Source organism: Microbacterium meiriae, assembly GCF_040702565.1.
Classification (GTDB): domain Bacteria; phylum Actinomycetota; class Actinomycetes; order Actinomycetales; family Microbacteriaceae; genus Microbacterium; species Microbacterium meiriae.
Map to the genome: position 1 here is coordinate 1,005,473 of NZ_JBFBLJ010000002.1, position 18,059 is coordinate 1,023,531.

The 18,059-nt window shown below is 71.0% G+C and carries 13 protein-coding genes; 11 read left to right on the forward strand and 2 right to left on the reverse strand.

Annotated elements, in window-relative coordinates; all coding sequences use genetic code 11:
* The first annotated feature begins 91 nt into the window (after positions 1-91).
* The 7 genes from AB0310_RS12255 to AB0310_RS12285 all read left to right on the forward strand — a co-directional run bounded on the left by AB0310_RS12255 (position 92) and on the right by AB0310_RS12285 (position 9,879).
* Positions 92-3,277 (forward strand): S8 family peptidase, encoded by a 3,186-nt coding sequence (locus AB0310_RS12255; RefSeq protein WP_366237346.1) that lies wholly within the window; start codon positions 92-94, stop codon positions 3,275-3,277.
* Positions 3,278-3,501: 224 nt separating this feature from the next.
* Entirely contained in the window at positions 3,502-5,787 is a 2,286-nt protein-coding gene (locus AB0310_RS12260) for a carbon starvation CstA family protein (protein WP_187663134.1), read from the forward strand.
* 13 nt (positions 5,788-5,800) lie between these two features.
* Complete coding sequence (locus AB0310_RS12265; protein WP_232089162.1) at positions 5,801-6,034, forward strand: YbdD/YjiX family protein; 234 nt, start codon at positions 5,801-5,803, stop codon at positions 6,032-6,034.
* Positions 6,035-6,144: 110 nt separating this feature from the next.
* Positions 6,145-7,326 (forward strand): sensor histidine kinase, encoded by a 1,182-nt coding sequence (locus AB0310_RS12270; protein ID WP_268777680.1) that lies wholly within the window; start codon positions 6,145-6,147, stop codon positions 7,324-7,326.
* Positions 7,327-7,334: 8 nt separating this feature from the next.
* Positions 7,335-8,054 (forward strand): LytR/AlgR family response regulator transcription factor, encoded by a 720-nt coding sequence (locus tag AB0310_RS12275; RefSeq protein ID WP_187663137.1) that lies wholly within the window; start codon positions 7,335-7,337, stop codon positions 8,052-8,054.
* Complete coding sequence (locus AB0310_RS12280; RefSeq protein WP_105949188.1) at positions 8,051-8,425, forward strand: heavy metal transporter; 375 nt, start codon at positions 8,051-8,053, stop codon at positions 8,423-8,425. Before AB0310_RS12275 ends, AB0310_RS12280 begins: the two co-directional genes overlap by 4 nt.
* Entirely contained in the window at positions 8,422-9,879 is a 1,458-nt protein-coding gene (locus tag AB0310_RS12285; protein ID WP_187663138.1) for a sodium/solute symporter, read from the forward strand. The genes AB0310_RS12280 and AB0310_RS12285 overlap by 4 nt, the downstream gene beginning before the upstream one ends.
* 226 nt (positions 9,880-10,105) lie before the next feature.
* On the opposite strand, the gene AB0310_RS12290 is transcribed toward AB0310_RS12285, so the two are convergent.
* Complete coding sequence (locus tag AB0310_RS12290) at positions 10,106-11,023, reverse strand: pirin family protein (RefSeq protein WP_366237347.1); 918 nt, start codon at positions 11,021-11,023, stop codon at positions 10,106-10,108.
* Positions 11,020-11,388, reverse strand: a complete 369-nt coding sequence (locus tag AB0310_RS12295) for a GNAT family N-acetyltransferase (RefSeq protein ID WP_315638086.1) — start codon at positions 11,386-11,388, stop codon at positions 11,020-11,022. Before AB0310_RS12295 ends, AB0310_RS12290 begins: the two co-directional genes overlap by 4 nt.
* A 105-nt stretch (positions 11,389-11,493) precedes the next feature.
* On the opposite strand from AB0310_RS12295, the gene recQ reads away from it, so the two are divergent.
* The 4 genes from recQ (at position 11,494) to AB0310_RS12315 (ending at position 17,944) form a co-directional block, all read left to right on the forward strand.
* The gene (gene recQ / locus AB0310_RS12300; protein WP_259952779.1) at positions 11,494-13,521 is read left to right on the forward strand and encodes a DNA helicase RecQ; all 2,028 of its coding nucleotides are present in this window, start codon (positions 11,494-11,496) and stop codon (positions 13,519-13,521) included.
* Between the two features lie 226 nt (positions 13,522-13,747).
* The gene (locus AB0310_RS12305; RefSeq protein WP_259952778.1) at positions 13,748-15,811 is read left to right on the forward strand and encodes an acyl-CoA dehydrogenase family protein; all 2,064 of its coding nucleotides are present in this window, start codon (positions 13,748-13,750) and stop codon (positions 15,809-15,811) included.
* Between the two features lie 100 nt (positions 15,812-15,911).
* A complete protein-coding gene (locus AB0310_RS12310) occupies positions 15,912-16,958 on the forward strand; it encodes an NAD(P)-dependent alcohol dehydrogenase (protein ID WP_259952776.1) in 1,047 nt (348 codons plus the stop codon).
* 416 nt (positions 16,959-17,374) lie between these two features.
* Positions 17,375-17,944 (forward strand): DNA-3-methyladenine glycosylase I, encoded by a 570-nt coding sequence (locus tag AB0310_RS12315; RefSeq protein WP_259952775.1) that lies wholly within the window; start codon positions 17,375-17,377, stop codon positions 17,942-17,944.
* The last annotated feature ends 115 nt before the right edge of the window (positions 17,945-18,059 follow it).

The window sequence follows — 18,059 nt, forward strand, 5'->3', positions numbered from 1 at the left end:
TTCTCGATCCGGCGCCGAGGAGCGGGTCTATCGTGAGCCGCGGTGCGGCAACGAGGCGGCATCGGGATCATCGGATCATCAGGAGCGAGATATGGGTCGAACACCCCTTCGGATCGCAGCAGCCACCACCCTGGCGACGCTGTTCATCGCATCGACGGCAACCGCAGGCTACGCAGCGACCGGGGAGGTGACGCACCCCGTTCCGGTCGCGGGGACCCCCGGGCACTACATCGTGATCATGAAGGCCGATCCCCTCGCCAGCTACGAAGGCGACGTCAAGGGACTCAAGGCGACGAAGCCCGACGAAGGCGAGCAGCTCGAGACGCAGTCGCAGGACGCGCGGCGGTACGTCAAGCACCTCGAGTCCGAGCAGAAGAGCCTCATCAACGACGTCGGCGTCACGCCGGACACGACCTACCAGGTCGTGCTCAACGGGTTCAGCGCCGACCTCTCGGGTGAGCAGGTGGACCAGCTCCGTGCCTCGAAGGACGTCCTGGGGGTGTATCCCGACGAGATCCGTCACCCCGATGCGCAGACCTCCACGGACTACCTCGGCCTCGGCGACGACCGCAAGGGCCGTGGCGGGGTGTGGCAGCAGACCGGAGGCGTGAAGAAGGCGGGCGAGGGTGTCGTGGTCGGCGTGATCGACACCGGCATCGCTCCCGAGCACCCCTCGTTCGAGGGCAAGAAGCTCAAGCAGCAGAAGAAGCAGAACAGCCGCCACAAGGGCACGGATCCCTATACCGACGGCACCTACGTGTACTTCGACAAGTCCGACGGCGGACAGTTCCGCGGCGCGATGGTCGACGGCCAGGACTGGGATGAGCGCGACTACTCCACGAAGCTCATCGGCGGGCAGTACTTCTTCGCGGGAGCGCAGGCCGCCGGGTTCGACTTCCAGTACGACTACCTCTCCCCACGCGACGGCGACGGCCACGGCTCGCACACCGCGAGCACCGCCGCGGGCGACTTCGGAGTGGAGGCCGCGGTCGAGGGCGTCGACTTCGGGACCATCTCGGGCGTCGCGCCCGCAGCGAAGGTCGCCGCGTACAAGGCCTGCTACGTCGGTCCGGACACGACCGTGACCACCGATGACATCTGCGCGCTGAGCGACCTCGTCGCCGCGATCGATCAGGCCGTCGCCGACGGTGTCGACGTGATCAACTACTCGATCGGCGGCGGCGCCGCGAGCACCGTGATGGCGCCGGAGGACCTCGCGTTCCTCAACGCCGCGGCCGCCGGCGTCTTCGTCGCGACCAGCGCCGGCAACGACGGTCCCGATCCGGTCACCGCCGACCACGCCTCGCCGTGGTACACGACGGTCGCCGCCTCCACCATCCCCACGTGGGAAGGCACGGTGCAGTTCGACGGCTTCGAGGAGGCCGGGGCATCGGTGAGCGTGCCGTTCGGGGAGAGCGTCTCCGGGCCCTCCATCGCCGCCGTGGATGCCGCGGCGCCCGGTGCGGTGGATGCGCAGCTGTGCCTGCCGGGCACCCTCGACCCGACGAAGGTCGCGGGGCACATCGTGGTCTGCGACCGCGGCGGCAACGCGCGCGCGGAGAAGTCCCAGGTCGTGAAGGACGCCGGAGGCATCGGCATGGTGCTGGTGAACGTGCCCGGCGGCGCGGACTCGCTAGACAACGACTTCCACGCGGTGCCGACGGTGCACCTGAACGCCGTGCACCGCGCAGCCGTGCTCGCCTACGTGCAGGGCGGTGTCGATCGGCCGATCACCCTCGTCGGTGAGAACACCACCGGGGTGACCACCCCGACCCCGCAGATCGCCGGCTTCTCGAGCCGTGGGCCGGTCCTGGCCGACGGCACCGACGTCCTCAAGCCGGACATCGCCGCTCCCGGCGTCGCGATCCTCGCCGCCACGCACAACGCGCCGGGCGAGGAGCCGACCTTCGGCATCCTCTCCGGGACCTCGATGGCCTCCCCGCACATCGCGGGCCTCGGGGCACTGTACCTCGGGGAGCACCCGAGAGCGACTCCGGCGGAGATCCGTTCGGCCATGATGACCACCGCGTACGACACGGTGCTGCCCGACGGCTCGAAGAACACGGACCCCTTCGAACAGGGTGCGGGGCAGATCGACGCGAAGCGCTACCTGAACCCGGGCCTGCTGTACCTCAACGGCTTCAAGGACTGGGCGGCCTTCCTCGACGGGAAGGGGCTGTCGGACTTCCCCGGCATCGACCCCATCGACGGCAGCGACCTGAACCAGGCATCGATCTCCATCGGCTCCCTGGCCAGCGCGCAGACCGTCACCCGCTCGGTCACCTCGACCGAGAAGGGCGTGTTCACCGCGAAGGCCTCGGTCCCGGGCGTGAAGGTCACCGTCACTCCCTCTCAGCTCGCCTTCGACAAGCCGGGACAGACGAAGACGTTCACGGTCACGTTCGACAGCACCACCGCTCCGGTCGAGCAGTGGGCCACCGGCTCCCTCACCTGGACGAGCAAGAAGAACACGGTGCGCTCGCCGATCGCGGTGTTCCCGGTCACGGCGGATGCCCCGGCCGAGGTCACCGGCAGCGGTGTCGACGGCAGCACGACGGTGGACATCATCCCCGGTCTCGACGGCGACCTGGCGCTGGGCGTCTCGGGTCTCACCCCGTTCCAGCTGCTCAGCGACCCGGACAACCCCGTCGAGGGGCACTCGGGGAACGAGAACTCGGGGGACGCGAACAAGGACGTGTCCTGGATCGTCGACGTGCCGGAGGGCGCCACGCTCTCCCGGTTCGATCTCGACTCGTCCGACGACGAGGGCAGTGACCTGGACCTCACCGTCTACCGGGTGGTGAGCCCCGACGACCTGCGCTACTACGAGCGCTGGCAGTCGGCCACGGGCTCGGCCGACGAGCAGGTCACGATCCCCACGCCGACTGCGGGCACCTACCTGGTCGTGGCGAACGTGTACTCCACCACCGGGCCGATGACGTGGGACATGACCTACGCCAACGTGCTCCCGGACGGGGAGGGCTCGTTCACCGCGACGCCGAACCCGATCGCCGCGGTCCGCGGGCAGGAGACGAGCTACGAGCTGAGCTGGACCGGTCTGACCGCCGGGACCCGCTACCTCGGACTCGTCCAGTACGGGGACTCGGCCGTGCGCACCGTGGTGACGGTCACGACGCCCGCGGAGGTCGCGCCGACGCCGACCCCCGCGCCGAAGCCGTCGCCGACTCCGGAGCCGTCGCCGACCCCGGATCCGACTCCCGCGCCGGAGCCGACCCCGGAGCCGACCCCGCCCCCGGAGACCGACGCCCCCGGGTGATCCGGGATCGTCTGCACGACTCAGGCACGGCCGCACGACGGAATCCGTCGGGCGGCCGTGCCGTCGTCTCCGGGTCGTGCATCCGGTCGGGGCGGGGACTGCCGGGCATCCGTTCGTCGCATGGCCGCCGCCGCTCGTCGCAGCGTGCCCGGATCCGGGTGCGACGGCGGGACGCACTCCCTACCGTGGGGAGACGCAATGATGCGCCCCCAGAGGAGAACCCCATGACCGCACCTTCGTCGCGCCGCCGCGACGGCGCCGGGCTCGTCGACGACGACCCCGTCATCGAGACCGACCCGAACCTCCCACCCGTCGCCCTCTCCGCGGAGCACGAGGCCAAGAGCCGCCGCTGGACCCTGCCGAAGATCCTGCTGTGGACGGCCATCGCCCTCCTCGGCGGCGTCGCCTGGGTGATGCTCGCCATCGTGCGCGGCGAGACCGTGAACGCGATCTGGTTCGTGTTCGCCGCCGTCTGCACCTACCTGATCGGCTACCGCTTCTACTCGAAGGTCATCGAGCGGTACATCACCCGCCCCGACGACCGCCGGGCCACGCCCGCCGAGGTGAAGCAGGACGGCAAGGACTACGTCCCCACCGACCGCCGGGTGCTCTACGGCCACCACTTCGCCGCCATCGCCGGCGCCGGCCCGCTCGTCGGCCCCGTGCTCGCGGCGCAGATGGGCTACCTCCCCGGCACCATCTGGATCATCGTGGGCGTCGTGCTCGCGGGAGCCGTGCAGGACTACACGGTGCTCTTCTTCTCGATGCGTCGCGGCGGCCGGACCATCGGCCAGATGGCGCGGCAGGAGCTCGGCAAGATCGGCGGCACTGCGGCGATCATCGCCTCGCTGCTCATCATGCTCATCATCGTGGCGATCCTCGCGCTCGTCGTCGTCAACGCGCTCGGCGAGAGCCCGTGGGGCGTCTTCTCCGTCGCGATGACCATCCCGATCGCCCTCTTCATGGGCGTGTACCTGCGCTACCTGCGTCCCGGCAAGGTGACCGAGGTCTCGATCATCGGCTTCGTGCTGCTGATGGCCGCGATCATCGGCGGCGGCTGGGTCGCCGGCACCGAGTGGGGCCAGGCGATCTTCCACCTCGACCGCACCACGATCGCGTGGGGCATCATCATCTACGGGTTCATCGCCGCGGTGCTGCCGGTCTGGCTGCTGCTCGCGCCCCGCGACTACCTCTCCACGTTCATGAAGATCGGCGTCATCGTCATGCTCGCCGGCGCGATCATCCTCGTGCGGCCGGAGATCTCGGTCCCCGCGGTCAGCATCTTCGGCGAGAACGGCATGGGACCGGTGTTCGCGGGTCCGCTCTTCCCCTTCCTGTTCGTGACGATCGCGTGCGGCGCGTTGTCCGGATTCCACGCGCTGATCGCGTCGGGCACCACACCGAAGCTCGTGGAGAAGGAGCGGCAGACCCGGTTCATCGGCTACGGCGGCATGCTCATGGAGTCGTTCGTCGCGATCATGGCCCTCGTCGCCGCGATCTCGATCGACCAGGGCATCTACTTCGCGATGAATGCCCCCGCCGCCGCGACCGGGGGCACCGTGGAGGGAGCGGTCGCCTTCGTGAACTCGCTCGGGTTGACCGGGGTGAACCTCACTCCCGACATGCTCACGGGCACGGCTGCGGCGGTCGGCGAGGAATCGATCGTCTCGCGCACCGGTGGCGCTCCGACGCTCGCGCTCGGCCTCGCCCACATCATGCAGCAGGCCCTCGGCGGGCAGGCGCTCATGGCGTTCTGGTACCACTTCGCGATCATGTTCGAGGCGCTGTTCATCCTCACAGCGGTGGACGCCGGAACCCGAGTCGCGCGCTTCATGCTGCAGGACTCGATCGGCGCCTGGTTCCCGAAGTTCCGCGACGTCTCCTGGCGTCCCGGGGTGTGGATCTGCACCGCGATCATGGTCGCCGGCTGGGGAGCGATCCTCATCCTCGGCGTCACCGACCCGCTCGGCGGCATCAACACCTTCTTCCCGCTGTTCGGCATCGCGAACCAGCTGCTCGCGGCGATCGCGCTCGCCGTGGTGCTGGCCATCGTCGCCAAGCGTGGTCGCAGCTACTTCCGGTGGCTGTGGATCATCGCGCTGCCGCTCGCTTTCACCGCGGTCGTCACCATCACGGCCTCGCTCTACAAGATCTTCTCGCCGGTGCCGGCGATCGGATACTGGGCGAACCACTTCCGCTACCTGGAGGCGCTGAACTCCGGTGACACCACGCTCGGCGCACCGGAGGTGCTGCAGGCCGTCATCCGCAACACCGCGGTGCAGGGCACGCTGTCGATCATCTTCGTGGTGCTCGCGATCATCGTCATCGTCATGGCCGTCATCGCGACTGCGAAGGCGATCCGCAACGGCGGCGGCGAGAACACCGAGGACCCGCCCGTGCCGTCGCGCCGCTTCGCCCCGGCCGGGTTCCTCCCCGACGCGGAGGAGCGCGAGCTGGAGAAGCAGTGGGAGCCGATCCTCGCCGAAGAGCGCGCGGCGGCACGGCACTGAGATGACTCACGCGATGGATCGGACGGATGCCGCGACCTCCCCGCTGCGGGCGCTGTGGAGCGCCCTCGGCCGGGTCGGCCGCGGCATCCGCTGGTACATGACGACGCTGATGGGCGACACCGCGTACGCCACGTACGTCGCCCATCACCGTCGGCATCATCCGGGCGAGGAGCCGCTGACGGAGCGGCAGTTCTGGCGTCAGCGCATGGACGACCAGGACCGCAATCCCGGTGCCCGCTGCTGCTGACCCCTCGACAGGCTCAGGGCCCTTCGACAGGCTCAGGGACCCAGGGTGGGTCGCTGAGCCTGTCGAAGCGCGGGTCGCTGATTCCGCGCGCGCGTCCCTAGGCTGAGCGCATGAACGACGTCGTCCTCGCCGCGGTCCTCGGCGCGCTCGGCGGCATCGCCCTCACGGCGCTGCTGCTGCTCGCCCGCCGGTTCGCCCGCGGGTCCGCCGACCTCGGCAGCGAGGCGGAGCAGGGGGCGCTGCGTGCGCTGCATCAGGCGAGCCTCGCCGCCCCGCACCTCCGCGGCGGACTGACCGGGCCGGATGCGGTCAAGGCCGCCCGGCACCTGCGGGCCCTGCTGGGCAGCGCTGCGGTCGCCATCGTCGGCGACGACGACACGGTCACGCTCGACGGCGCCGCGGACGGGCTCGAATCCGCCGCCGTGCGCATCGCCGCCCAGGTGCGCGGGTCCGGGCGGCGGCAGGTGTTCCCCGCCCCGTCGCGGACGGACGACCTGGAGGCGGTCGGCGCGCCCATCCTCGTCGACGGGGTGCCGGTCGGGGTGGTCGTCGCCTTCGCGTCCCCGGTGCGCGCTGCGCTCGTGCGGGCGGCGGAGGAGGTCGCCGACTGGTGCGCGGCGCAGGTCGCGCTCGGCGGACTCGAGGCCTCGCGCACCCAGCTCGCCGAGGCGGAGCTCCGGGCTCTGCGCGCGCAGATCTCCCCGCACTTCATCTACAACGCCCTCACCGCGATCGCGTCGTTCATCACGACCGACCCGGACCGGGCCCGCGACCTCGTGCTCGAGTTCGCCGATTTCACCCGATACTCCTTCCGTCGCCAGGGGGAGTTCACCACGCTCGCGGAGGAGCTGGGCAGCATCCACTCGTACCTCGAACTGGAGCGCGCGCGATTCGGCGACCGCCTGCGGGTGACGCTGCAGATCGCACCGGAGACGCTCGCGACGGTCATCCCGTTCCTCTCGGTGCAGCCGCTCGTCGAGAACGCCGTGCGGCATGGCCTGGAGCCGGGGGAGGGCGGCGGCGAGATCCGCATCACCTCCCGAGATGACGGCACGCACACCGAGATCCTCGTCGAGGACGACGGCGTGGGCATGGACCCTGACGGCCTGCGCGCGCTGCTGACCGCGCGGGAGGAGGGCAGTCACGTGGGTCTGCGGAACGTCGACACCCGGCTCCGTCAGGTCTATGGAAGCGGGGGAGGGCTGGTCGTGGAGACCAACGCCGGCGCGGGTACCCTGGTGCGCATGCGAGTCCCGAAATCGCAGCCCCTCCACGACCCGGATGACGACTGAGGAGCGGCATGATCGACGTCCTCGTCGCCGACGACGAGCAGCCGGCCCTCGACGAGCTCGTGCATCTGCTGCGCGCCGACCCGCGCATCGGCGAGATCCTCACCGCGGGCAACGGCGCCGACGCGCTGCGTCAGCTCTCCGCGCGTGCGGTGCGGATCGCCTTCCTCGACATCCACATGCCGGGCCTTCTCGGCACGGAGCTCGCCCGCGCGCTCCTCGGTCTCGCGGAGCCGCCGGCGGTCGTGTTCGTCACCGCCGACGAGGCCCGCGCGGTCGAGGCATTCGAGCTGCGCGCCGCGGACTACCTCCTCAAGCCCGTCCGGCGGGAACGGCTGCGGAGTGCCGTGGACAGGGTGGTCGCGCAGGAAGCCACGCCGCGCGGCGAGGACGAGGTGCTGCCGGTGACGGTGGGCGCGGCGGTGCGGTTCGTGCGGCGCAGCGACGTGCGCTGGGTGCAGGCGCAGGGCGACTACGCGCGCCTGCACACCGAGGACGACGGCCCCGGCCACCTCGTGCGCGTCCCCCTCTCCGAGCTCGAGACCCGATGGGCGCCCGTGGGGTTCCTCCGCATCCACCGTTCCACGCTCGTCCGGATCGCCGCGGTGACCGAGGCGCGGCTGTCGGGCGGGGAGCCCACGGTCGTCGTCGGCGCGGCCGTGTTGCCGGTGAGCAGGAGGCTCGTCCCCGCGGTGCGGGAGGCGCTCGTGCGGGGCGAGGGGACGGCATGACCGAGGCGCCGAAGCGGGTGCGGGTCACCGCGGACACCCCGCCGCGCCGCTCCTCCGCCGCCACGCGGGGGATCGCGCTGCCCGGAGCACCGGTCGCGGAGGCCGATGCCGTCTACGCGCGCGCCCTGATGCGCAGCCAGCTCCGGCTCGCCCTGGGCACCGTCGCCGGCTTCGTGGTTGTCGTCGTCGCTCTGGCGCTCGGGATCGCGCTCATCCCCGAGATCGACGCCGTCGTCCTCGGCGGGCTGCCGCTGTCATGGCTTCTCCAGGCCTTCGCGTTCTACCCCGTGATCCTCGTCTTCGCGGTGCTGTACGTGCGCACGGCGGTCCGCAACGAGCGGCGGTACCGCGCTCTGCGGGACCGCGAATGAACGCCGTGCTCGACCTCGTCGGCGTCGCCCTGGTCGTCATCGCCACCCTCCTCATCGGCGTCTACGGGCTGCGGGTGTCTCGCACGACGAGCGACTTCTTCGTGGCGTCGCGCACGGTGCGCCCGGTCTGGAACGCCTCGGCCATCAGCGGCGAGTACCTCTCCGCTGGCACCTTCCTCGGCCTCTCCGGGCTGGTGCTGCTGGACGGCGCCCGCGGGTTCTGGTTCCCCATCGGATACGCCGCGGGGTATCTGCTCGTGCTCGTCTTCGTCGCCGCGCCCCTGCGCCGCAGCGGGGCGTACACGATCCCGGACTTCGTCGAGGCCCGGCTCGACTCGACGACCGCGCGCCGGGTCACCAGCCTCGCGGTGCTCATCATCGGCTGGCTCTACATCGTGCCGCAGCTGCACGGCGCGGGCATCACGCTCGTCGTGGTCGCCGGGTTGCCGGAGTGGGTCGGAGCCGTGACGATCGCGGTGCTCGTGGCGGCGGCGGTCGCCGCGGGCGGGATGCGCGCGATCACCTTCGTGCAGGCATTCCAGTACTGGCTCAAGCTCACGGCGCTCCTCGTGCCGGTGGTGTGCATCGCGTTCGCGCTGAGCGGCGGCCCGCACGATTTCGATCCCGCGCTCGTCTTCCCCGCGGAGGCCGGGCCGTCGGGCTTCGACGCCTACGAGACAGCGTCGCTGCTGCTCGCCCTGCTCCTCGGCACGATGGGTCTGCCGCATGTCCTGGTGCGGTTCTACACGAGCCCGACGGGGGCCTCCGCGCGGCGGACGACCGTGATCGTCATCGCCATGGTGAGCGCGTTCTACGCCGTGTCGAGCGCGATGGGGCTCCTGGCGCGGATCGCCGCCCCGGACCTCGCGCGGCCCGGGATCGCCGACACCGTGGTGCTGCAGCTCCCGTCGCGGGTGTTCCCCGGGCCGGCCGGCGAGCTGCTGACGGCCCTCATCGTCGCCGGGGCCTTCGCCGCGTTCCTGGCGACCTCGGCCGGACTCGTGGTCTCGCTCGCGGGGGTCATCAGCCAGGACGTCTTCTCCGGCTCCGTGCGCTCCTTCCGGCTGTCCGCGGTGGTGTGCGCGCTCGTGCCGCTGGGGGTCGCGCTGCTCACGGTTCCCGCGGGGCTCGTGTCGAGCGTGGGGGTGGTGTTCGTCGTGGCGGCGTCGACGCTCTCGCCCGTGGTGCTGCTGGGCGTGTGGTGGCGGGGCCTCACCGCGCGTGGGGCGGTCGCGGGCATGGTGTGCGGCGGTCTCGCGACCGGGCTCGCCCTGCTCGTGCACGCCGCCGTGGACGGGGTCGGCGTCGCGGCGCCCTACCTCGCGCAGCCCGCCGCCTGGACGATCCCGCTGGCGACCGGGGTCACGGTCGCCGTGTCGCTGCTCGACCCTCGCGGACCCTCACCCCGCACGGACCGCTTCCTCGCACGCGTGCACACCCCCGACCGCGCTTGAGTCTGCTTCTGCGTCCCGGAACAGGCGATCACGCGGGTTCAGGCAGGTGAAAGCCAATCGAGCCTGAGCCCGCGCGAGTGCCTGAAGAGCGGGGAGGGTCGGTGTGGTGGGGTCAGGAGGCTCCCGCGCGGGGGCAGGCACTGGCGTGAGAGCAGGCAGGGAGCACCAAGAGTGCCTGTGTTGGCGGGAGTGCCTGAATCAGCGGGAGTGCCTCAGCGGGAGGGGGTCAGAGGGTGCGGCTGCGCGGCATCAGGCGCACCGGAGGGAGCGGCGGCGCGGGGATGCGCTGGTCGTGCCCCTCGACGACGCCGAACCGGGGGGACGCGGCCTCCCAGTCCTCGCGGGCGGCGACGATCTCGTCGTGGGAGCGCCCGGCGAAGTTCCACCACATGACGATCTCGTCCTCGAACGGCTCACCCCCGAGGAGGAACAGCAAGCCGCCCTCACTGCTGGTCACCTCGACGCCGTCGCGGGAATCACCGAGATAGAGCATGTCGTTGCGGGTCATCGCGTGCTCCGGGACGGCGGCGTCGCCCTCGACGAGGAGCAGCGCGTGCTCCCACTCCGGCCGCAGCGGCAGGCGCACGGTGGTTCCGGCCGGCACGACGATCTCCGCCCCGACGATCGGTGTGTGCACGGTCGCCGGCGAGTGCACGCCCGCGAACTCGCCGAGCACGACCGTGGCCGTGGCGTCCGATCCGGTCGCGGACGGCAGCGTCGTCGTCGGCAGATCGGTGTGCCGCTCGAAGCCGCCGTCGCCGTGGCGCGCGGACTCCGGGAGAACGACCCAGAACTGCAGCGCGTCGAGCGGGACGGGGCCGTCACCGACGGAGTACTCCGAATGCGAGATGCCGTTGCCGGCGGTCATGAGGTTGAGCTGTCCGCGTCGGAGGTCGGCGTCGCTGCCCAGCGAATCGCGGTGCCGGATCTCGCCGACGAGCGGCCAGGTCACCGTCTGCAGACCGATGTGCGGGTGCGGCTCGACACGCATCCGGGTCTCGGCCGGGCCGAACCGGTCGAGGAAGCACCACGCGCCGATGGTGGGGAGGTTGCGATGCGGCAGCACCCGCAGCACCTCCATGCCGCGCACGCCGCCGAGCGGGACCGCCCGCGGCTCGAGGACGAGGCGGCGCTGCCCGATCATTCCGCCCTGCCCGTGGGGTCCTCGTCCGCGCCGGCCGACTCCTCCTGCACCGGGGCGTCCGCCGTCGAGCCCGGACGCTGCGGCCAGCGGATCTCGGCGCCGGGCACCTCGTGCGTCTGGAGGTACTTCGCGATGTACGGGCAGAGCGGCACGATCGCGTCGCCCGTCGACGCCACGTCGGTCAGTGCCGCCGCGGCGAGCTTCCCGGCCAGGCCCTGGCCCTGGAAAGCGGGGTCGATCTCGGTGTGCAGGAACCGGATCGCGCCGGGGCGGGTGTCGAACTCGGCGAACCCGGCCAGCACGTCATCGGAACGGATCTCGTAGCGGGAGGCCTCGTCGTTGCGGGTCACGGTGATGTCGGTCATCGGATGCTCCTTCCGGCGTCTGGAACCAACCTACGCCCGGGATCGGGGGTGCGGGCCTGTGGACGTCGCCGTGCCGCTGTCCGTCGGGGTGATTACGCTGGAGGGATGCCGCAGACTCCCCGTGATCCGTACGACGGATGGATCCCCGAGCCGGACGCGGCATCCGACCAGCCCTGGGACGACGGGTGGGAGCCGACCGAGCCGCCGGAGCCGATGGACTGGGAGCCGCAGGGCGCGGGCTTCGAGCCGCCCCTCGACTGGGGTCCGGGCCCGACGACCGCGGTGACCACCGCGCCGGCCGTCCGCCGTGCCACGCCCAGCCGGTATGCGACGGCCCGCGAGGCACTGCACACCGTGTTCGGCTACGACGACTTCCGCGGCGACCAGGCGGCCATCGTCGAGCAGGTCATCGGCGGCGGCGACGCCGTCGTCCTGATGCCCACCGGCGGCGGCAAGAGCATCACGTACCAGGTGCCGGCACTCGTCCGCGAGGGCACCGGACTGGTCATCAGCCCGCTCATCGCGCTCATGCACGACCAGGTCGACGCGCTGCGCGCCAACGGCGTGAAGGCCGCGTACCTCAACTCCACCCAGTCGATCGAGGAGCGCCGCGAGGTCGAGCGCGCCTACGTCGCCGGAGAGCTCGACCTCCTCTACGTCGCCCCGGAGCGGCTGTCGGGCGCGCAGACGACCTCCCTCTTGCAGCGCGGCACGCTCAGTGTCATCGCCATCGACGAGGCCCACTGCGTGTCGCAGTGGGGTCACGACTTCCGGCCCGACTACCTCGCGCTCGGCGACCTGGGCGAGCGGTTCCCCGGCGTCCCGCGCATGGCCCTGACCGCGACCGCGACGCGGGCCACGCACAAGGAGCTCACCGAGCGTCTGCACCTCGACGCGGCGAAGCACTTCGTTGCGAGCTTCGACCGCCCCAACATCCAGTACCGGATCGTCCCGAAGGTCGACCCGCGCAAGCAGCTCGTGCAGTTCATCCGGTCGCAGCCGGAGGGCGCGGCGGGCATCGTCTACGCGCTCAGCCGGAAGTCCGTCGAGCAGACGGCGACCTATCTCGCCGCGCAGGGTCTTGACGCGTTGCCGTACCACGCGGGCCTGCCCGCCGAGGTGCGGGCGGCGAACCAGTCGCGCTTCCTCCGCGAGGACGGCGTGGTGATGGTGGCGACGATCGCGTTCGGCATGGGCATCGACAAGCCCGACGTGCGCTTCGTCGCCCACATCGATCTGCCGAAATCGGTCGAGGGGTACTACCAGGAGACCGGCCGCGCCGGCCGCGACGGCGAGCCGTCCGTGGCGTGGATGGCGTACGGGCTCGGCGACGTCGTTCAGCAGCGCCGTCTGATCGATCAGAGTCCCGGAGACCGCACGTTCAAGATGCGCATGGGGCAGCACCTCGACGCGATGCTGGCCCTGTGCGAGACGGTGGAGTGCCGCCGGCAGAACCTCCTCGGGTACTTCGGTCAGGACTCGCAGCCCTGCGGCAACTGCGACACGTGCCTCGACGACACGGCGACCTTCGACGGGCTCGTCCCCGCGCAGAAGCTGCTGTCCACGATCGTGCGCCTCAAGCGCGAGCGGAATCAGGCCTTCGGCGCGGGCCACCTCATCGACATCCTCCGCGGTGCCTCGACCGAGCGCATCCGCCAGCAGCGGCACGACGCCCTCGCGACCTACGGCATCGGCGCCGACCTCTCCGACCAGGACTGGCGGAGCGTGGTGCGCCAGCTCCTCGCCCGGGGCATCCTCGTCGCGCAGGGCGACTACGGCACGCTCGCGCCGGGGGAGGCGGCGGCCGGGGTGCTGCGCGGCGAGACTGCGGTGCCCCTCCGGAAAGACACGATCGGACGCCCGTCCTCGCCGTCCCGCGCCCGGAAGGCGAGTGCCGCCGACGCCCTCGACGCCGGAGACCGGGAGCTGTTCGAGGCGCTGCGGGCCTGGCGGGCCGAGACCGCCAGGGAACAGGGCGTCCCGGCGTACATCGTCTTCGGTGATGCCACGCTCCGTGCTCTCGCGGAGCATCGTCCCACGTCGCACGCCGACCTCGACGGCATCACCGGCATCGGTGCGAAGAAGCGCGAGGCCTACGGCGACGGCGTGCTCGCCGTCATCGCCGCCTCCTGACGTCGACCCACCCCCTTCCGTTCGAGCCCCCCCTTCGCGGACGCCCGCAGGGGGCCGGGGCGCATGGAAGGGGGTGGGTCGACGGGCCGAACCTGTCGCGAGCCGACAACGACAGGCGCGGACGGGGCGGCCGGTGGTTGGAGGATGCGGACAGGGGACTTCATGTCGTTTTGTCGCACACCTACCATGAGAGGCATCCACCTTCGTCTCTCCGAGAGGAACGCTCATGGTCGACGCCGCCGTCCGCCCTTCGACGACACCTGACCCGCGCGAGAGCGCGACCGCCCCGCGGATCGATGTCGCCCGCCTGAACGACGCCCTGATGGGCACCTGGGGCGACGTGCGCCGCCAGGCCCGCGAGATGATCAAGGACTCGGCGTTCTGGCGGAAGGATGAGCTCGGCAAGGACGACCACCGCGAGCGCGTGCTCAGCCAGCTCCACCTCCTCGTCGACAACAAGGCCGTGCACCGGGCGTTCCCGAAGCGCTTCGGCGGCGAGGAGAACAACGGCGGCAACATCGCCGGATTCGAGGAGCTCGTCGCCGCCGACCCGAGCCTACAGATCAAGTCGGGCGTGCAGTGGGGCCTCTTCGGCTCCGCGATCCTGCAGCTCGGCACGAAGGAGCACCACGACAAGTGGCTCCCCGGTGTCATGGATCTGTCGATCCCCGGCGCGTTCGCGATGACCGAGATCGGTCACGGCTCCGACGTCGCCGCGGTCGGCACCACCGCCACCTACGACCCGGAGACGGAGGAGTTCGTCATCCACACGCCGTTCCGGGGAGCTGTGAAGGAGTACCTCGGCAACGCGGCGCTGCACGGCATCGCGGCGACGGTGTTCGCGCAGCTCATCACCAACGGCGTCAACCACGGCGTGCACTGCTTCTACGTGCCCCTGCGCGGCGAGGACGGCGTGGATCTGCCGGGCATCGGTCGCGAGGACGACGGTCTCAAGGGCGGACTGAACGGCATCGACAACGGCCGGCTCTCCTTCGACCAGGTGCGCATCCCGCGCACGAACCTGCTGAACCGCTACGGCGACGTCGCCGCGGACGGCACCTACTCGAGCGCGATCGACAGCCCCGGCCGCCGCTTCTTCACGATGCTCGGCACCCTCGTGCAGGGACGCGTCTCGCTCGACGGCGCCGCTTCCTGGGCCTCCGCGCTCGGTCTGCACATCGCGATGACCTATGCCACGCAGCGTCGCCAGTTCGATGGTGCGGACGGGCAGGAGGTCGTGCTGATGGACTACGGCAAGCACCAGCGCCGTCTGCTCCCGCGCCTGGCCACCACGTACGCGCAGATCTTCGCGCACGACGAGTTCCTGCAGAAGTTCGACGGCGTCTTCTCCGGCCGCACCGACACCCCGGACGACCGGGAGGACCTGGAGACGCTCGCGGCGGCACTCAAGCCGCTGTCGACCTGGCATGCGCTCGACACGCTGCAGGAAGCCCGTGAGGCGTGCGGCGGCGCCGGCTTCATGTTCGAGAACCGGCTCGTCGGGCTCCGTGCCGACCTCGACATCTACGTCACGTTCGAAGGCGACAACAACGTCCTGCTCCAGCTCGTGGGCAAGCGGCTGCTGACCGACTACGCGAAGCAGTTCCAGGGCAAGGACGCCGCGGCGCTCGCGCGCTACGCCGTGGGGATGACCGCCGGCAAGGTGTTCCACGGCGCCGGCCTCCGTCAGCTCGGTCAGGCGGTGACCGACTTCGGCCAGGTCGCCCGGTCGGTGGAGCGCGGACTGCGCGAGGAGCAGCAGCACGACCTCCTCGCGGGCCGCGTACAGCAGATGGTCGCCGACATCGCGACCCGGCTGCGTGCCGCCGGCAAGGACAAGGTGCTCGGGGCACGGCTGTTCAACGAGAACCAGGCCGAGCTCATCGAGGCGGCCAGGGCGCACGGCGAGCTGCTGCAGTGGGAGGCCTTCACCGACGCCGTCCACGCGATGGACGACGCCGAGACGAAGAAGGTCATGACCTGGCTGCGTGACCTCTTCGGTCTGCAGCTCATCGAGAAGCACCTCGCCTGGCACCTCATCCACGGGCGGCTCTCCACCCAGCGGGCGGCGGCGGTGTCGAGCTACATCGATCGGCTGTGCGCGCGGCTGCGTCCGTACGCGCTCGACCTCGTGGATGCCTTCGGCTACGAGCCCGAGCACGTGCGGGCTCCCATCGCGAGCGGTGCGGAGAAGCAGCGGCAGGACGAGGCCCGTGCGTACTACGCCGACCTCGAGGCCACCGGTCAGGCGCCCGTCCTGGAGAAGACGCTCAAGCGGCAGAAGCGCTGAGCGATCGGCCCGGGCCGTCCCCACACGGCCCGGGCCGTCCGGACAGCGGATTCATCGACGGAGGCGGATAGTCTCGGCGAGTACCGACCCGAGGAGCATCATGTCGACCGTCACCGCCTACGCCGCCCCCGCCGAAGCCGCCCCGCTCGAGAAGACCGTCATCGAGCGTCGAGAGCTCGGCCCGCACGACATCCTCATCGACATCGCCTTCGCCGGCATCTGCCACTCCGACATCCACACCGTGCGCGGCGACTGGGGTCCGCAGCAGTACCCGCTCGCCCCGGGACACGAGATCACCGGAACGGTCGCCGCGGTGGGCGCCGAGGTCACGAAGCACGCCCTCGGCGACCGCGTCGGCGTCGGCTGCCTCGTGAACTCGTGCCGGGAGTGCGTGTACTGCCTCCGCGGCGACGAGCAGTTCTGCACGCAGGGCGCCGTCGGCACCTACGGGGCGGTCGACCGCGACGGGACGATCACCCAGGGCGGCTACTCGCAGCAGGTCGTCGTCACCGAGGACTTCGTGCTGCGCATCCCGGACGCCCTGCCCCTGGACGCGGCGGCTCCGCTGCTGTGCGCGGGCATCACCACGTACTCGCCGCTGCGGCATTGGAAGGTCGGCCCCGGCACGCGCGTCGCGGTGGTCGGACTCGGCGGCCTCGGTCACATGGGGGTTCAGATCGCACACGCCCTCGGCGCGGAGGTGACCGTGCTGTCGCAGACGCTCTCGAAGCAGGACGACGGCCTCCGCCTCGGCGCCGACCGCTACTTCGCGACGAGCGACCGGGAGACCTTCCGTGACCTGCGCGGCTCCTTCGACGTGATCCTCAACACCGTGAGCGCCGTCATCGACCTCCGCTCCTACCTCGGGCTGCTCGACGTGGACGGCACCATCGTGTGCGTGGGTGCTCCGGCGGAGGCCCTCGCCCTGAACGCGGGGTCGCTGATCGCCGGACGACGCTCCATCGCCGGCTCGAACATCGGCGGCATCAGGGAGACCCAGGAGATGCTCGACTTCTGCGCGGAGCACGGCATCACCGCGCAGATCGAGGTCATTCCCGCGTCAGCGATCAATGAGGCGTACGAGCGGGTCCTCGCGTCCGACGTCCGCTACCGCTTCGTCATCGACGCCGCCACCTTCGCCGACTGACCCCGCCCGGTCCCGGGTCCGTCCGCTGACGGTCTCCGTCCGCTCCAGTACGGGATCAAAAGCACGCCTCCGCGGCCTGCATAAGGAGCGACTTCCGTCCCGCGACCGTCGAGTCCCTGGGCCGGGACGGAAAAGTCTCCGGATGAGGACCGCGCAGGTACAGTTCTGATCCCGCGCTGCTCTCGTGAGGGTCCCGCGCGCCCCCTGCGGAGAACTGCCTCCGCGCTCGGTGCGGGATGGGAAAGGTGCCGCGGGGTTGTTCCGGGAGGGCCTTTTTGATCCCCCGTTGGAGGAGGGCGTCGTGGCGGGATGGGGAACGGGCGGGGGAGGCGGGGGGGGAGGGGCGGAATTGAACTCACACGAGGGGATGCGGGACGGGGCGGGAGGGCGTCGGTGGGGGCGGATACGGTGAGGGGATGACCTCCCTCCTCCTGGGGCCGGACTCCCGTGCGCGCTGCGCGTGGGTCGGCGACGACGCAGAATACCGCCGGTACCACGACGAGGAGTGGGGAACGCCGCTGCACGGGGACCGGGCGCTGTTCGAGAAGATGGCGCTGGAGGGTTTCCAGGCGGGACTGTCGTGGATCACGATCCTCCGCAAGCGTCCGCGGTTCCGGGAGGTGTTCGCGGGCTTCGTGCCGGAGGCGGTGGCGGCGTTCGACGACGCCGACGTGGAACGGCTGATGGCCGACACCGGCATCATCCGCAACCGCGCCAAGATCCTCGCGACGATCGGCAACGCTCGGATCGTGCAGTCGATGGCCGACGGCGAGCTCGATGCGCTGATGTGGTCGTTCGCCCCGCCGGCGACCGGAACGCGGCCACGGTCGTTCTCCGAGGTCCCCGCCGTCACACCGGAGTCGACCGCACTGAGCACGGAGCTGCGCCGGCGCGGGTTCCGCTTCGTCGGCCCGACGACGATGTACGCCCTCATGCAGTCGGCGGGCATGGTGGACGACCACATCGAGGGGTGCTGGAAGGCCTGACGTCTCGACGGAAAAGAGCGCGGGGCCACGGTCCCTCGCCCGATATACTCGGCACATCGGGGGATCTCCCGGCGCACGACGCCGGGTGGCTGCAGGCGCGCGGTCTCCCATCAGA

Bases quoted from the DNA above. Each gene is read 5' to 3' on its own strand.
- AB0310_RS12255 (WP_366237346.1), top strand. From the start codon at position 92: ATGGGTCGAACACCCCTTCGGATCGCAGCAGCCACCACCCTGGCGACG.
- AB0310_RS12260 (WP_187663134.1), top strand. From the start codon at position 3,502: ATGACCGCACCTTCGTCGCGCCGCCGCGACGGCGCCGGGCTCGTCGAC.
- AB0310_RS12265 (WP_232089162.1), top strand. From the start codon at position 5,801: ATGGATCGGACGGATGCCGCGACCTCCCCGCTGCGGGCGCTGTGGAGC.
- AB0310_RS12270 (WP_268777680.1), top strand. From the start codon at position 6,145: ATGAACGACGTCGTCCTCGCCGCGGTCCTCGGCGCGCTCGGCGGCATC.
- AB0310_RS12275 (WP_187663137.1), top strand. From the start codon at position 7,335: ATGATCGACGTCCTCGTCGCCGACGACGAGCAGCCGGCCCTCGACGAG.
- AB0310_RS12280 (WP_105949188.1), top strand. From the start codon at position 8,051: ATGACCGAGGCGCCGAAGCGGGTGCGGGTCACCGCGGACACCCCGCCG.
- AB0310_RS12285 (WP_187663138.1), top strand. From the start codon at position 8,422: ATGAACGCCGTGCTCGACCTCGTCGGCGTCGCCCTGGTCGTCATCGCC.
- AB0310_RS12290 (WP_366237347.1), bottom strand. From the start codon at position 11,023: ATGATCGGGCAGCGCCGCCTCGTCCTCGAGCCGCGGGCGGTCCCGCTC.
- AB0310_RS12295 (WP_315638086.1), bottom strand. From the start codon at position 11,388: ATGACCGACATCACCGTGACCCGCAACGACGAGGCCTCCCGCTACGAG.
- recQ (WP_259952779.1), top strand. From the start codon at position 11,494: ATGCCGCAGACTCCCCGTGATCCGTACGACGGATGGATCCCCGAGCCG.
- AB0310_RS12305 (WP_259952778.1), top strand. From the start codon at position 13,748: ATGGTCGACGCCGCCGTCCGCCCTTCGACGACACCTGACCCGCGCGAG.
- AB0310_RS12310 (WP_259952776.1), top strand. From the start codon at position 15,912: ATGTCGACCGTCACCGCCTACGCCGCCCCCGCCGAAGCCGCCCCGCTC.
- AB0310_RS12315 (WP_259952775.1), top strand. From the start codon at position 17,375: ATGACCTCCCTCCTCCTGGGGCCGGACTCCCGTGCGCGCTGCGCGTGG.